Genomic DNA, 14764 nt, shown 5'->3' with positions numbered 1-14764 from the left:
TCCAGTTTACATAGGTAGCCGGGCACGCTTTACGACGCTGTCCGGCATTTTCTGTGCCAGCAATGCCAGGGCGGTTTCGATGCGCTTATGCAACTTTTTATCGGCAACGGCCGCATGGAATAGCCAGCGATAGGCATCCTCGTAATCCCTTGGACTGCCATAGCCTTTATTAAACAAGTCGACCAGACGTAACTGGGCTTTCAAATTACCCAGCACGGAAGCCTCACGCAAATAAGTGATCGCCATACGCTTATCCATCTGCACCAGTTTACCCAGATCATAATAGCGACCAAGTTGTTCCAGCGCCGGTGCTAAACCTTGCTCAGCAGCTTTGCGCATATAATATAAGCCCAGTTCCACATTGCGCTCTACACAGACTGCGTAGGCCAGCATATCGCCATACAGAAACTGGTAGGAGGGCAGCGCCATTATTTCGGCGCGGGCTTCAATATCCTGAACCAGCTGGCATTCATCGTCTTTAACGCGCTTCAAATGCGCATTACGACCGATCAATTCCAATAATTCAGCCTGGCTGTATAAGGGGACCGCCTCTATCGCCTCTTCACTTTGAGAGCAAGGACTAACAAGTAAGCAAGTGCTTACAATTAGCGCAGATATCATGCTTAAATGCTTGTTCATATTCGATACGTACCAATGACACACTAAACTTAATTATACAATAAATGTGCCACAGCGCAGGCTTTGGAAGATATGATGTGGTATTGCAGACATAAAAAAAGCTGCCGTAGCAGCTTTTTTTGTTTTTAATGCTTATTCGCCGAATGGGTTGCGAACAATCATAGTTTCAACGCGGTCCGGACCGGTTGAAATGATGTCGATTGGTACACCAGTCAGTTCTTCAAGGCGCTTGATGTAGTTAACAGCGGCTTCTGGCAGCGCTTCAACCGTCGTTGCACCAAAGGTGTTTTCTGACCAGCCTGGCATCTCTTCGTATACTGGCGTGACTTTCTCGTAGCCTTCAGCCGCCAATGGCGTCACGTTCGTAACCGTGCCATCTTCCAGCTGGTAACCAGTACAGATCTTGATAGTTTCAAGACCATCCAGTACATCCAGCTTAGTCAGACAGAAGCCTGAAATGCTGTTGATCTGGATTGCACGACGCATTGCAACGGCATCGAACCAGCCCGTGCGACGCAGACGACCTGTAGTAGCACCAAACTCGTGCCCTTTCTCACCAAGGTGTTTACCAACTGGATCTTGCTTGTCCTGACCGTCATAAAGCTCTGTCGGGAACGGGCCTGAACCAACACGCGTGGTGTAGGCTTTTACGATACCCAGTACATAGTCAAGGTGTAGAGGACCAAAACCAGCACCAGTCGCAACACCACCGGCAGTGGTATTAGACGAAGTTACATAAGGGTATGTACCATGGTCGATATCAAGCAGGGTGCCCTGAGCGCCTTCAAACAGGATGTTATCGCCCTTCAGACGCGTTTGGTCCAACAGCTCAGTTACGTCAACAACCATCGATTTCAGGATCTGAGCAATTTCCATTGCTTCATCGTAAGTCTTCTGGAAGTCAACAGGATCGACTTTGTAGTAGTTAACCAGGCTGAAGTTATGGTACTCAAGCACTTCTTTGAGCTTAGCAGCAAACTGTTCAGGGTTGAACAAATCGCCAACACGCAGGCCACGACGCGCTACTTTATCTTCATAAGCAGGGCCGATACCACGTCCAGTTGTACCGATTGCTTTGTTACCACGTGCCAATTCACGCGCCTGATCCAAAGCAACATGGTAAGGCAAGATCAACGGACAAGCTTCACTGATCAACAAACGTTCACGAACTGGTACGCCACGCTCTTCCAGCATACGTACTTCTTTCATTAGCGCGTCTGGTGCCAATACCACACCGTTACCGATAATACATTTTACGTTATCACGCAGAATGCCTGACGGGATAAGGTGCAGAACGGTTTTCTCACCGTTGATCACCAGTGTGTGGCCCGCATTATGTCCGCCCTGATAGCGAACAACCAAAGAAGCCTTATCTGTCAGCAGGTCTACAACCTTACCTTTACCTTCGTCACCCCACTGGGTGCCCAATACAACGACGTTTTTACCCATTGCAAAATCACTTAGAAAAAATTAGGCGCAGATTTTATCAGAAAAGCACGTTCAAAACACCCCATCACGGCTATTTTTTCCGCACTCGCCGGGATCCTGATGAATTTAAGGGGATTATATTAATGCAACTTGTGATTAAGCAGCGACTATACCGGGTGGACTGTACGCCTTAAAGGGTTCATACGGCAACCCAATAAGAAAAGGCCGTGTCAGCGGCCTTCCTAATAAAGCGAGACACGATTGTGTCAGTTTTTACTCAGCATTAACAATGGCCTGCTGAAGCTGAGCATTGGTATAAGCTTGACCTGCAATGCCCCACATGCCATCTACCGTGTATACCGCATTCACCCAGATTGACTCCTTACTAAGTTTACCGTGTGTATGGCTCAAAACCAGCTCTGTCGCTTCACTTATAAAGCGCTTTTTCTGAACCTCTGTGGCAAAGGTAAAAGCAGGCACTCTGAGCTCTACAATCACCAGTGGAGAAACGGCTAAGCCTGAAAACGTCAGCTCACGGTCAACAAAAACGACTTCCCCCACAATATTAGGCAGCATAAATCGGTTATCACTGATTTCATGGTTGTCTAAAAAAATCTGACCTAACTGTTGATGCAGCACCTGTGCGGAGCGCTTAGACACGAGGCCTTCAGACATAATAACTTGAATCGGCATGATCTTTTCCTTTTAATCTGATTGAAAAATAGATAGCGATCGCTATCCATTGAATTATAAATAGCGATCGATATTTATTTCAAGTTAAATATAATGATCATTATTTATTTCTATAACTGGAAAACTATGAGAGCCTCAAAAGAGCATATGGATAAAATTCGTGCGCATATTCTTGAGTCATCCGGGCAAGGATTTCGTGAAGAGGGATATCAGGGTTTAGGGATCAATGCGCTAGCCAAACGTGCAGGCATGACATCTGGCGCCTTCTATGGTCACTTCCCCTCAAAAAGCCAGGCGTTTCATGAGGTAGTCGAAAAAGGCATGTGTGACTACAAAGACTCGGTTGCACAGTTTAAAAACCTCTACCAAGACGACTGGCCAAAGCACTTTCTGGATTTTTATCTTAGTCAGGAACATTTAAGTGACGTTGCTAACAGTTGTGTGGTACCCGCTCTGTCATGTGACGTGATGCGAGCGAATGACCAGACTAAGGCTGTCTATTCAGCCTTGCTCGAACAAATAGCGACACAAATCAGTCAATCGACACCAGAGCGAGGCAAAGCAGGTGCACTGGCGTTGATCTCTTTGCTGGCAGGCAGCATTATGATTGCTCGCAGTGTGGACTCACAGCGTCTGCAACAGGAAATTCTGCAATCAGCCAGACAACAAGCTGACCTACTGGTTGCAGGTTAACAACCCATACGCTGATTCAGTGCACAAAAAAAGCCAATCCGTGTAACAGGATCGGCTTTTTTATTGATTATAGGCTTCTAAAACACCTAACGCTCGCTATTCACCTTTTTTGTTCTTCATGTAATCAAAGAACTCGCTGTCTGGTGACAACACCATGACATCGCCTTTGCTGGTGAAGGTATTTTTATATGCTTCCAGCGAGCGAACAAAACCGAAGAACTCCGGATCTTTGTTGTAGGCGTCAGCATAAATTTTCGCAGCCTGCGCATCACCCTGACCACGTACGGCACGTGCATTACGTTCCGCATCTGCCAGCATAACCGTTACCCGGCGGTCAACTTCAGCACGAATGATTTCAGCCTTTTCCTGACCTTCTGAGCGGTGCTCTTTGGCCACAGCCGTACGCTCAGCACGCATCCGCTGGAAGATAGAGTTACTAACTTCGTTCGGCAGGTTAATTTGCTTCACGCGCACATCCAGAACTTCAATACCCAGTTCCTGAGCACTTTCAGATGCCTGTACCAGCGCTTCTTCCATCAGCTCACTACGCTCACCCGAAACGATTTCCTTAATGGTACGCGAACCGAAGTTGGTTCTCAGACCATTGTTCACTTTCTGCTTCAACAGGGTTTCAGCGTACTGTTTATCACCCCTGGCACGCAGATAGTAAGCGGAGAAATCATTTACACGCCACTTTACGAATGAATCAACGATCAGGTCTTTTTTCTCGCTGGTCACGAAACGGTCTGGTGCACCATCGAGCGTCTGAATACGTGCATCAATACGACGTACCTGACTGAAGAATGGCACCTTCAAGTGCAGACCCGGCTCATAAACCACAGCGTTATCCTGGCTGTCTTTTTGTACTTTACTGAACAGTAATACAATGGCGCGCTGCCCTTCTGTGACAACAAACACCGATGAGAAAGCCAAAAATGCGGCAATAATCAATCCTACGACAGTCATGTTTTTCATATCAGTTACCTCCCACCATTGTTAAAACGGTCACGTGAAAAACGATCATCACTGCTGTTCACTGTGCTGTTACGTGACTGACCAAGTGACTGACGTAGCTGATTGATGTCATTCTGGCTCGGGAGGGTTACCTGAGAGCCCGACTTGCCTTGTTGCATAATCTTATCTAGCGGCAGATACATCATGTTATTACCGCCTTTTACATCAACCAGTACTTTAGAGCTGTTACCCAACACTTGTTCCATGGTTTCGATGTATAGACGCTCACGCGTAACCTGCTTAGCAGACTGATATTCTGGCAATAGCTTTTCAAAGCGCTCAACCTCACCCTGTGCTTCCAGCGTGATACGCTCTTTGTAACCTTCGGCCTCCTGAGTCATACGCGTTACCTGACCACGGGCACGAGGCTCAATTTCTCTTGCATAGGCTTCTGCTTCACGAATGAAACGTTCTTCATCTTCCTGTGCTGCAATGGCGTCATCGAATGCATCTTTAACTTCAGCAGGCGGACGCGAGTCTTTAAAGTTCACATCAGTGACGATGATACCCAGGTTATAAGGTTCGATGATTTTGGTTAGCTCATCCCAGGTACGCTGACGCACTAACTCACGACCTGTGGTTAAGACCTGGTCCATGCGAGAGTGACCCACAACATAGCGCAATGCACTATCAAGCGCTTGCTGCAAGCTGTGATCGGCATCGGTTACGCTGAAGCGATACAAAGTCGGATCAACCACTCGATACTGTACTTCAAACTCAACACTTACCACGTTTTCGTCTTCGGTCAGCATAAAACCGGATGCCGACAGTGAGCGAACCGCTTCAATATCAATGGGAATAACACGCTCAATGAAAGTCATTTTCCAGCGCAGGCCCGGCTCGGCGATACGGTTAAATTCACCGAATTGCAGCACGATGCCACGTTCGGCTTCTTTCACTGTGTAAATACCGCTCAGTGCCCAAACAACAAACGCAATCAGCAGCACAAATACCGTACCGGCCCCGCCGATACCACCGCCTTTGCCTGGCTTACCGCCAAACATACCGCCAAACTTGTTGTTGAATTTGCGGAATACCTCGTCTAAGTCAGGTGGCCCCTGATCACGACCGCCGCGGTTCTTCCACGGGTCGTTATCATTGCCATTATTACCCGGTTCGTTCCAGGCCATAGCTATACTCCATTGTTATAAAATGAATTAATCTAAATCTAACAAAAAACACAGAGATCTAATAGAGAAATGCGTGCGATATGTGGCTTTTTCAATCCCCAACCACAAATTGCTCTATTTCTTGCCCCTGCTCTTTCTTTAATCTTTCCCAGTCAGCCTGCGGCAGTCTGATATCCAACAGCCAATTTCCGGACTCATCATAAGACTCACCATTGACCGCATTGAGGTTGAACAAAGCACCACGTAACTTGCCAAATGCCGGCGGTACAATAAGCTGATGAGCAAAAATCTTCTTCGCCAGCAGCTCTGAAATTGCCTGTTCAAGCAACTCACTGCCTTCACCAGTGTGGGCCGATAACCAAACGCGCACCGGAACGCCTTGCTCGTCTCTGTCTATTTTAGGGTTGATCTCGTCAACCAGATCAATTTTGTTGTAAACCAGTAACTGAGGGATCTCGTCTGCCTCAATTTCTTTGAGGACCGATTGTACCTCTTCTATATTTTCTTTTCTTCTCTGATCTGCCACATCCACAACATGTAGCTGCAAATCTGCTTCTCGCGTTTCTGTCAGGGTAGCTTTAAATGCCGCAACCAAATCGTGAGGCAAATGGCGTATAAACCCGACGGTATCAGCAAAAATAACCGGTCCAACATCCGCTATCTCCAGCTTGCGCAGGGTCGGATCCAAAGTCGCAAAAAGTTGATCAGCTGCATACACATCTGCGTGTGTCACATGGTTAAATAAGGTCGACTTTCCTGCATTGGTATAGCCAACCAGCGACACCGTCGGAATTTCATTACGGCTACGGGCACGACGCCCTTGCTCGCGCACCGTCGCTACCTTTTCAAGTCTTTTACGGATACTTTTAATCCGCTCTCTGAGTAACCGTCGGTCGGTTTCCAGCTGGGTTTCACCCGGTCCACGCAAGCCTATCCCGCCTTTTTGTCTTTCAAGGTGAGTCCAGCCGCGGATCAGGCGAGTTGAAATATGCCGTAGCTGCGCCAATTCAACCTGCAATTTACCTTCGTGGGTACGTGCACGTTGAGCAAAAATATCTAAAATTAAGGTCGTTCTATCTAATACACGACAACGGCAGACACGCTCTAAGTTGCGCTCTTGAGAGGGACTGAGTTGATGATTAAAGATGATGACATCTGCATTGTGAGTTCTGACAATCTCAGCGATTTCTTCTGCTTTCCCCGTCCCGACAAATAATTTCGGGTGAGGCGCCTGACGGCTGCCTTGCACAACCGTCAAACAACTAACACCAGCAGAAGACACTAGCATTTCCAGCTCGCGAAGATCTTCTCGATCTCCTTCATTCGGAAACTCTATATGTACTAAGACTGCCTGTTCGCCGGCTTCATAACGGTCAAACAAGCATTACGCTCCTACTATCGACTAAAAACGATTAAAAGTTACCATCTTCGCCATGATCTGCACTGTCACTACCTTGAGTGTTCTGGAAATTTACAGCACGAGCAGGCACCACAGTGGAAATGGCATGTTTGTAAACCATTTGATTTACAGTGTTTTCAAGCAAGATGACGAACTGATCAAAGGACTGGATCTTGCCTTGTAATTTGATACCGTTAACTAAAAAGATGGAAACGGGAATGCGCTCACGACGTAAGACATTCAAAAATGGGTCTTGTAACGATTGGCCTTTTGCCATGTTCTTATCCTTCGTTCTAGGTGTTATTATGTTGAGATAGTTGAAGTAATCTGAATAAAAAGATTCCCTCAACCTCTATTAGCTTAGCGAACTTAATACACGTTGCAAGTTTTCTTGCCCGTCGGTTTCAAGCCAGGTGACATCTGGCCAACTACGTAACCAGGTTAATTGGCGCTTCGCTAACTGCCTGGTTGCAGCAATCCCTTTGAAGAGCATTTCTTCATGATCGCACTCACCAGCCAAATGCTCCCACATCTGCCGATACCCCACACAACGAATGGAAGGCAAATCTGGATGCAAATCATCTCGCTGATATAAGGCCAAAACTTCGTTTTTAAAGCCCTGATCCAGCATTATTTTAAATCTTTTTTCTATCCTTTCGTGCAGTATCTTACGATCCTTCGGGGCAATTGCAAACTGATGAAACTGATATGGCAAAGGCGCTTGTTTGGCTTTTTGCAATTCCGTCATCGTTTTGCCCGTTAGGCGATAGACTTCCAGCGCTCTATTAATCCGCTGTGAATCATTTTCACTGATTTTGCTCGCTGCTTGCGGATCGATCGCTGTAAGCTGTGCATGTAAAGCGGGCCAGCCCTGTGCATTTGCCTCTTGCTCCAGTGTTTCGCGCACTTTAGGACATGCTTCCGGTAAGGGGGATAGCCCTTCAATCAACCCTTTAAAATACATCATGGTACCGCCAACCAACACAGGCACTTTGCCTTGCTGGTGAAGACGATCGATACAGGCAATGGCATCACGTCGAAAATCCGCCACAGAATAACTCTCAGCCGGATCCAGCATATCGATGAGATGATGCGGTGCCATTGCCTGTTCAGCAGCATCTGGCTTGGCAGTGCCTATGTCCATACCTTTATAAACCAGTGCAGAGTCCACACTGATAATCTCACTGTTTAAATGCTGACAGAGCTCAATGGCCAACGCGGTTTTACCGGCGGCGGTTGGCCCCATCAAGGTAATAACGGGTTTTGCTTGCACGCTGTTTCTCTACTGCTGTTGGTGCTGCAACCAATCAGGGGTTGCAGCCAGGACAAGAACTCATTGTTCTTGTTGGGACAAGCTTGATAACTTGCTTTGATCTATTGTAACCGCTTTTGCCTCAATTTGAGCACAGCTTCTGGCATTTTTTATGATTTTTTCTGCCACGGCCGCAAAGTGTTGCGAATAAAAATATCCTGCGGGGGTGGTTACTTGTAACCAGTTTAACCAGGCATTCAGCGTTTGCTCCTGCATTGTGCAAGCACTCAGCACCTGATCAAGGCACTGCGGTACGTCAAGGCTGTATAAGCTCAGCGGGAGCTTTTTAATCATCACATAACGCTCATGCGCCTGAATGGCAAACCCCAATAATGTCAGCCAGGATTCCTGCGCCATGACGCGCGCAATTTCCTCCGCACTAAGATTCACGCGCACTGGCAACAACAAGGCTTTGCCCTGCAAAGTACCATCTTGCTCAATTTGTGCTTGCCAGGTCTCAACCAGACCATCTCGGCAGTGTCCTAACCGGAGCTCCCCCTCTTGAGTGAAAAGCACCGCCCCTTCAGCTAATACCAGAAAGCGAGTTACTTCCGTGCGCTGTGGTTTTATCTGCTCGTCTGTTGCCGGTGCCAGCTGCGGCATATCAGCAACCGTGGCCATCCCCTGGTAAAGCTCGTTCACATTAACTTGCCGGGACTTAGCAGCGCCTGAACTGTTGCTGCTTTTCGCACCACTTCGATAACCTGGGTTGGGCGTAAACGCAGCGGAACCAGATCCTGGAACGGAAGTCCGCGCACCGTCTTGCACCGACCCATAGTCACTCTGTAATGGTGAACGATATGCCTGGTGTTGACGCGCATCCTGTGAAGTAAACTGTTCAGATACTGGCGGGCTATGGGGTTCTTGTACATCACTCATAACGCTGCTCGCCAGCGGAGGTTCAGCCGCCGATAAAGGTAACTCCGGGGAGTCGCTGAGTGCCACCTGTTTGACGGCCTGTACGATGAAGTCATGGATAAGCCGGGCCTGATGAAAACGCACTTCGTGCTTAGCCGGATGTACATTGACATCAACCTGAGTGGGATCCAATTCAAGATAAATCACGAACCCAGGTGTATCAACAGCCCCTGCAGTCTCTTCAAACGCTTGTCGAATAGCATGTAAAATGAGCTTATCGCGCATCATGCGGCCATTCACATAGGTGTACTGAGTCTGATTGCTGCTACCCACTGGCAGTACCCAGCCATACAACTTCAAACCATCATGACCAGACTCAACAAAACTCGCTTGTTGCGCAAAGATTTTACCAGCAACCTGCGCAACGCGCTCAACGCTGTATGGATCAGGTCGGGCACGAAACTGTCTGATCACTTTCTGGTTGTGAGTGAGGGTCAGAGCCAGGTCAAAGCGACTCAGTGCAATGCGTTTGATCAGCTCGTCAATGTGACTGAATTCGGTTTTTTCTGTGCGTAAAAATTTACGCCTTGCCGGCGTGTTGAAGAACAGATCCTTTACTTCAATGGTGGTGCCATTGGGGTGGGCTGTTGGCTGGATCTGAACCGTCATGTCACGGCCCTCGGCAAATGCCTGCCAGGCCGTTTCCTGCTCTGCCGGTTTGGAGCTCAATGTCAGCCGCGATACCGAGCTGATTGACGCCAGTGCTTCACCACGAAACCCCAGTGACGCAATACACTCCAGGTCGTCCAGGGTTTTCAGCTTACTGGTTGCATGACGGGACAATGCCAAGGTCAGTTCATCTTTGACTATCCCAGCGCCGTTATCCCGGATCCGGATCAGTTTGTGACCGCCACGCTCTATGTCGATCTGAATGCGTGTCGCACCGGCATCAATGCTGTTTTCAACCAGCTCTTTGACCACTGACGCGGGACGTTCAACCACCTCCCCCGCGGCTATCTGGTTGGCCAGCCTGGCTGGTAAAATTTCAATGCTCACGGTTTACGCCTTTGGAATGGTCAATACCTGACCAATATACAAGGTGTTCTTGGTCAAGCGATTTGCCTTTTTAAGCGCCGACACCGTTGTGCCATAACGCGCAGCCAGCACACTCAGAGATTCTCCCCGCTGTACCTTATGACGCAGCGGTTTATTATTTTTCAGACTCGCAAACAAGGTGTTGTCCGGCGGATTTTGCTGATAATAACGCTTAATCGATTTAAATATCGCATTTGCGAGGCGTTGCTGGTGATAGCTGGTTTTGAGCTGCTTCTCTTCCTGAGGATTAGAAATAAACCCGGTTTCGACCAAAATTGAGGGGATATCCGGTGACTTCAGCACCCCAAAGTTTGCCGCCTGAGGGCGTTTTTTATGTAACTTAGTGACTTTTTTTAGCTCGCCAACGACCTGCTCAGCCACTTTAAAACCGGTTTTCATCGAGTGATCCATCGACATATCTAGCAGTGCTTTCGCCAGGTACTTTTCGTTAGCAGTGTCTTTAATCACATCCGCAGCTCCCCCTAACAACTGAGAGTGCTTTTCTTTGTCTTCCAGCCATTTACCCACTTCAGAATTGGCCCGGCGTAACGACAGGATCCATACCGACGCACCTCTCGGCTCTGGACGCGAAAACGCATCGGCGTGAATAGACACAAAAAAGTCAGCCTGGCGCTCTCTGGCCCGTGCAGTACGTGTGTTCAGTTTAATGTAGTAATCGCCCGTGCGGGTCAAGCGTGCCTGCATGCCCGGCTCCTTATCTATCAGGCGGGCAAGCCGTTTGGCGATTGGCAATGTGACATTCTTTTCATAGGTGCCGGCAGGCCCGATGGAACCCGGGTCCTCTCCACCATGTCCGGCATCAATGGCAATGATGATATCTCTGTCTTTGGCCAGCTCACGCTTTTTACTTTGCGCAGATTTACTCGCGTAGAGGCTCTTTTGCTGGCCATACAGGTCCACAACCAGACGGTCTTTATATGGTCCGGTCGGCGCCAGCGCAAAAATAACGGGTTTGGCTGTGCGGCTTAACTCCATCACCACCCGGGTGCTGTTGCGGCTCTTTGCCTGACTGTAGCGGAGTTTATGTACAATTTTATGTTCTTTAGGTAAGGTCGGTAGCTGCTTGAGTTTGCTGGTATTTTCCAGATCGATCACCAGCCGCAGCGGGTTTTTCAGCATAAAGTAGCTGTATTCAGGCTTTTTGGACAAATCAAACACCACGCGCGTGCTTTCGGGTGAAGGCCAGACACGCACACCGTTGATTTTGTTTTTTGCCTGTGCAGCGCTGGCAAGTAATAGCACGCTCAGCGCAAACAGGGTAAAGCTAATTCTTATTATCGCACTACGCATATCGACTTATAGCTTCAGTAAGCTGCTTTCCTCGTTCTGTGTGTGGCCTTAATACTGCGCGGCGTCCTGCACCGTGATAGGCCAAATCAATATCCATATCCGCCGTTGGGATCACGCCTGCGCCTTTTTCTGGCCACTCGACAATGCACACAGCGTGTGGTGCAAAGTAATCCCGGATCCCCATAAACTCGAGCTCTTCAGGGTCACCCAGGCGATACAAGTCAAAGTGATAGATACTAACCTCACCCAACTCATACGGTTCAACTAAGGTATAGGTCGGGCTTTTCACATTCCCCTGATGACCCAACCCCTGCACAATGCCGCGCGTCAGCGTTGTTTTGCCGGCGCCCAAATCACCATGCAAATAGAATACCGCACCTGAATCAATCAACTTGGCCAGCTGGCTTCCCAGGGCAATGGTTGCAGCTTCATCAGCCAGATCAATTTCTAATGTCATATCGACACTCATCCGATAATACCTCTAATATGGACAAATAAATCACTTGCCAGCAACCCATTCGCGCCGTCATGTGCCGCTTTTTCAGCCGCAAGACCATGAATATACACCGCTAACATAGCCGCATCAAATTTACTCAGGCCCTGCGCTAACAAAGCCGCAATTATACCAGATAATACATCGCCCATCCCAGCACTGGCCATGGCTGCACACCCCGAGCGATTGATATTTATTCGCTTTTCCTGCTGAACCAAAGTCCCCGGCCCTTTGAGTACCACGCAGGCCTGATAATGCTGAGCAAGCATATTGCTCATGGCGAAGCGACTTGATGTTTCAGCGTCCGCCTTAATAGCGGTGCTCAGTCGCCTCGCTTCTCCCCAATGTGGGGTCAAAACCGCATTTTGCCACTGCATTGGCTGACCCGCCAGTAAATTCAGCCCATCGGCGTCGACAACAACGTGTTGCTCACTTGAGCGCACGGCGTCGAATAATGCGTGCGCCCATTCTGACTGACCTAACCCAGGGCCAATCACCAATGTATCGGCCTTGTCCAGTAAAGGCGTCAGCGCCTGGGCGTTTGCAACACCATGCACCATAAGTTCATAACGGCCTTGCAGAACCATGGCCTGATTGTCCGGGTGCGTCGCCACACTCACCAGCCCAGCCCCGGCGCGTAAACAGGCTTCGGCTGCCAAACGTATCGCACCAGCCATCCCCGGACCGCCACCAATTAACAGAACATGGCCACAGCGGTTTTTATAACTATCCATGGGCCGCACTGGGCGCTTTGCCAGTAGCGTTTCTTTGCTAAAATAATGACTTGAGGGAGACACCAGCTGAGCAAACTCTCGCCCGACCCCTAACTGTGCCAGATACACACTGCCGGTATGACGTTTGGCTGAGCCACTCAGCACCCCTTGTTTCAGCGCAATGAAGGTCATGGTGACATCCGCAACAAAGGCATCACAGGCCACTTCGCTGGTTGAGCCATTGACACCGCTTGGGATGTCCACAGCAAGCCGGTGTGCCGGGCACGATGCAAAGTGTCGAAATACCGTAGCAACGTTTTCAGGCAACTGACCACGAAAGCCACTGCCAAACACCGCATCGACTATTAAACCCGGCGCATTGTCTGGCTGCACACTATCCAGTACGACACCGCCACCGCTCAGATAAGCCTGGTACGCCTCGTACGCATCACCCTGAAGTTGCTGCGGATCGAACAAGGCCAGCACAGCAACCTCCATGCCTGCCTGATGACACAAACGCGCCAGAACATAACCATCGCCCCCGTTATTGCCCTTGCCCGTGAGAATTAAGATTGGACCACACGGTGCCAGGCTACTGACGTAATCAAATAAGGCAGCCCCGGCGCGCTGCATCAAGGCGCTTAACGTAGTTCCCGCAAGACGCGCGGCTTCGGCTTCATTCGTTTGTACCGCTTGGGCCGTATAGGCAACTTGTGGTAAATTAGTCAGGTATTTTGCTTGTGATATAGACATTCCGTGACAACCACTACTCATTCTTCTGTTGATATTAACTATACTGAACTTGCGCAAAAAATTAAGCTTTGGGGCAAAGAACTTGGCTTTGCCGAAGTCGGCATTACCGACATAGACCTCAGCGAGCATGAAGCACAGCTACAGCGTTGGCTTGATAATGGCTATCATGGTGAGATGGAATACATGGCAGCACATGGTATGAAACGTGCCCGCCCTGCTGAGCTAGTGCCTGGCACACAAAGGGTGATCTCGGTAAAAATGAACTACCTGCCACCCGATGCCAGTTTCGCCCGCGCACTCAACAATAAGCAAACCGCCTATATCAGCCGTTATGCACTGGGCCGGGACTATCACAAAGTTATCCGCAACCGATTAAAGAAACTCGGCCAGCGCATTGAACAGGACGTCGGCCAGTTTGGCTTCCGTCCTTTTGTTGATTCAGCACCGGTTTTGGAACGGCAACTGGCCGAAAAAGCCGGACTCGGCTGGCGTGGCAAAAACAGCTTGCTGATCCACAAACAGGCCGGTTCGTGGTTTTTTCTTGGTGAGCTGTTTGTTGACTTGCCCCTGCCAGTTGATAACTCCCCTCAGGAAGAAGGCTGTGGCAAGTGCAACGCCTGTATCACACTTTGCCCGACCGGAGCCATTGTGGAACCCTATGTGGTGGATGCCCGCAAATGCATTTCTTACCTGACAATAGAATTACAGGGTCCGATCCCCGAACAATACCGTCCACTGTTGGGCAACCGGGTATACGGCTGTGACGACTGTCAGCTGGTATGCCCGTGGAACCGCTACGGCCAGATCACCGATGAGCAGGATTTTCATCCTCGTCAGCAACTCAAAGATCAGGAGCTGCTGACCCTGTTCCAGTGGGACGAAGCAACCTTTCTGAAAAACACCGAAGGTAGCCCCATTCGTCGCATTGGCCATGAACGCTGGCTACGAAACTTAGCCGTAGGATTAGGTAATGCAGAGCCTGACGAACAAATCATTCAGGTGCTTGAAGCACGCCTGAAGTCCGCCTCCGACCTGGTCAAAGAACATATTATCTGGGCCCTGGCGCAACAGCGTACCAAACACACCGAGCAACAGCGCAAAAACGCCCGGCTGATCCGGATCATAGAAAAAGGCCTGCCTCGGGACGCTTAACCAAGTGAGTCAGCATTGGCTCCCTGCTGAGATCTTAACCGCGTTTACACCTCAAAGATTGCGGTGACAACGCGTATTCAG

Annotated in this window: 14 protein-coding genes; 2 read left to right on the top strand and 12 right to left on the bottom strand. The window is 49.2% G+C overall.

Going from position 1 to position 14764, the window contains the following annotated elements; translation table 11 throughout:
* Positions 1 to 6: 6 nt before the first annotated feature.
* The 3 genes from QNM19_RS22305 to QNM19_RS22295 all read right to left on the bottom strand — a co-directional run bounded on the left by QNM19_RS22305 (position 7) and on the right by QNM19_RS22295 (position 2760).
* On the bottom strand, positions 7 to 621 hold the full coding sequence (locus tag QNM19_RS22305) for a tetratricopeptide repeat protein (RefSeq protein WP_284027243.1): 615 nt from the start codon (positions 619 to 621) through the stop codon (positions 7 to 9).
* A 150-nt stretch (positions 622 to 771) separates the two neighbouring features.
* Complete coding sequence (locus QNM19_RS22300; RefSeq protein WP_010383986.1) at positions 772 to 2088, bottom strand: adenylosuccinate synthase; 1317 nt, start codon at positions 2086 to 2088, stop codon at positions 772 to 774.
* 252 nt (positions 2089 to 2340) lie between these two features.
* Positions 2341 to 2760 carry a tautomerase family protein gene (locus tag QNM19_RS22295; RefSeq protein WP_049866445.1) on the bottom strand — a complete coding sequence of 140 codons (420 nt, stop codon included), beginning with the start codon at positions 2758 to 2760 and terminating at the stop codon, positions 2341 to 2343.
* Between the two features lie 126 nt (positions 2761 to 2886).
* Here QNM19_RS22295 and QNM19_RS22290 point away from each other — a divergent pair, with 126 nt between their 5' ends.
* The gene (locus tag QNM19_RS22290) at positions 2887 to 3453 is read left to right on the top strand and encodes a TetR/AcrR family transcriptional regulator (RefSeq protein ID WP_049866446.1); all 567 of its coding nucleotides are present in this window, start codon (positions 2887 to 2889) and stop codon (positions 3451 to 3453) included.
* A 96-nt stretch (positions 3454 to 3549) separates the two neighbouring features.
* Here the strand turns inward: QNM19_RS22290 and hflC are convergent, their stop codons facing one another.
* The 9 genes from hflC to QNM19_RS22245 form a co-directional block, all read right to left on the bottom strand.
* Positions 3550 to 4428 (bottom strand): protease modulator HflC, encoded by an 879-nt coding sequence (gene hflC / locus QNM19_RS22285; protein WP_010383983.1) that lies wholly within the window; start codon positions 4426 to 4428, stop codon positions 3550 to 3552.
* Positions 4429 to 4433: 5 nt separating this feature from the next.
* Positions 4434 to 5597, bottom strand: coding sequence for an FtsH protease activity modulator HflK (gene hflK, locus QNM19_RS22280; RefSeq protein WP_284027227.1), 1164 nt, complete (start codon positions 5595 to 5597; stop codon positions 4434 to 4436).
* A 91-nt stretch (positions 5598 to 5688) separates the two neighbouring features.
* Positions 5689 to 6978, bottom strand: a complete 1290-nt coding sequence (gene hflX / locus QNM19_RS22275) for a ribosome rescue GTPase HflX (RefSeq protein WP_049866219.1) — start codon at positions 6976 to 6978, stop codon at positions 5689 to 5691.
* A 31-nt stretch (positions 6979 to 7009) separates the two neighbouring features.
* Complete coding sequence (gene hfq, locus QNM19_RS22270; protein WP_010383977.1) at positions 7010 to 7273, bottom strand: RNA chaperone Hfq; 264 nt, start codon at positions 7271 to 7273, stop codon at positions 7010 to 7012.
* 78 nt (positions 7274 to 7351) lie between these two features.
* Positions 7352 to 8269, bottom strand: a complete 918-nt coding sequence (miaA, locus tag QNM19_RS22265; protein WP_082225589.1) for a tRNA (adenosine(37)-N6)-dimethylallyltransferase MiaA — start codon at positions 8267 to 8269, stop codon at positions 7352 to 7354.
* A gap of 60 nt (positions 8270 to 8329) precedes the next feature.
* Positions 8330 to 10222: a DNA mismatch repair endonuclease MutL gene (gene mutL / locus QNM19_RS22260; RefSeq protein ID WP_049866221.1), complete on the bottom strand. Its 1893-nt coding sequence runs from the start codon at positions 10220 to 10222 to the stop codon at positions 8330 to 8332.
* A gap of 3 nt (positions 10223 to 10225) precedes the next feature.
* Entirely contained in the window at positions 10226 to 11572 is a 1347-nt protein-coding gene (locus QNM19_RS22255; protein WP_284027226.1) for an N-acetylmuramoyl-L-alanine amidase, read from the bottom strand.
* Complete coding sequence (gene tsaE, locus QNM19_RS22250; protein WP_284027225.1) at positions 11565 to 12029, bottom strand: tRNA (adenosine(37)-N6)-threonylcarbamoyltransferase complex ATPase subunit type 1 TsaE; 465 nt, start codon at positions 12027 to 12029, stop codon at positions 11565 to 11567. Before tsaE ends, QNM19_RS22255 begins: the two co-directional genes overlap by 8 nt.
* An 8-nt stretch (positions 12030 to 12037) precedes the next feature.
* On the bottom strand, positions 12038 to 13531 hold the full coding sequence (locus QNM19_RS22245; RefSeq protein ID WP_284027224.1) for an NAD(P)H-hydrate dehydratase: 1494 nt from the start codon (positions 13529 to 13531) through the stop codon (positions 12038 to 12040).
* Between the two features lie 3 nt (positions 13532 to 13534).
* Between QNM19_RS22245 and queG the strand changes: the two genes are divergently transcribed.
* Positions 13535 to 14683, top strand: coding sequence for a tRNA epoxyqueuosine(34) reductase QueG (gene queG / locus QNM19_RS22240; protein WP_284027223.1), 1149 nt, complete (start codon positions 13535 to 13537; stop codon positions 14681 to 14683).
* The last annotated feature ends 81 nt before the right edge of the window (positions 14684 to 14764 follow it).

The organism is Pseudoalteromonas ardens (genome assembly GCF_030125445.1).
In the GTDB taxonomy this organism is placed as follows: domain Bacteria; phylum Pseudomonadota; class Gammaproteobacteria; order Enterobacterales; family Alteromonadaceae; genus Pseudoalteromonas; species Pseudoalteromonas ardens.
The sequence above is the reverse complement of the archived record's forward strand: the minus strand, read 5'-3'. Positions and strand labels throughout refer to the sequence as shown.

Bases quoted from the DNA above. Each gene is read 5' to 3' on its own strand.
- QNM19_RS22305 (WP_284027243.1), bottom strand. From the start codon at position 621: ATGATATCTGCGCTAATTGTAAGCACTTGCTTACTTGTTAGTCCTTGC.
- QNM19_RS22300 (WP_010383986.1), bottom strand. From the start codon at position 2,088: ATGGGTAAAAACGTCGTTGTATTGGGCACCCAGTGGGGTGACGAAGGT.
- QNM19_RS22295 (WP_049866445.1), bottom strand. From the start codon at position 2,760: ATGCCGATTCAAGTTATTATGTCTGAAGGCCTCGTGTCTAAGCGCTCC.
- QNM19_RS22290 (WP_049866446.1), top strand. From the start codon at position 2,887: ATGAGAGCCTCAAAAGAGCATATGGATAAAATTCGTGCGCATATTCTT.
- hflC (WP_010383983.1), bottom strand. From the start codon at position 4,428: ATGAAAAACATGACTGTCGTAGGATTGATTATTGCCGCATTTTTGGCT.
- hflK (WP_284027227.1), bottom strand. From the start codon at position 5,597: ATGGCCTGGAACGAACCGGGTAATAATGGCAATGATAACGACCCGTGG.
- hfq (WP_010383977.1), bottom strand. From the start codon at position 7,273: ATGGCAAAAGGCCAATCGTTACAAGACCCATTTTTGAATGTCTTACGT.
- QNM19_RS22255 (WP_284027226.1), bottom strand. From the start codon at position 11,572: ATGCGTAGTGCGATAATAAGAATTAGCTTTACCCTGTTTGCGCTGAGC.
- tsaE (WP_284027225.1), bottom strand. From the start codon at position 12,029: ATGACATTAGAAATTGATCTGGCTGATGAAGCTGCAACCATTGCCCTG.
- QNM19_RS22245 (WP_284027224.1), bottom strand. From the start codon at position 13,531: ATGTCTATATCACAAGCAAAATACCTGACTAATTTACCACAAGTTGCC.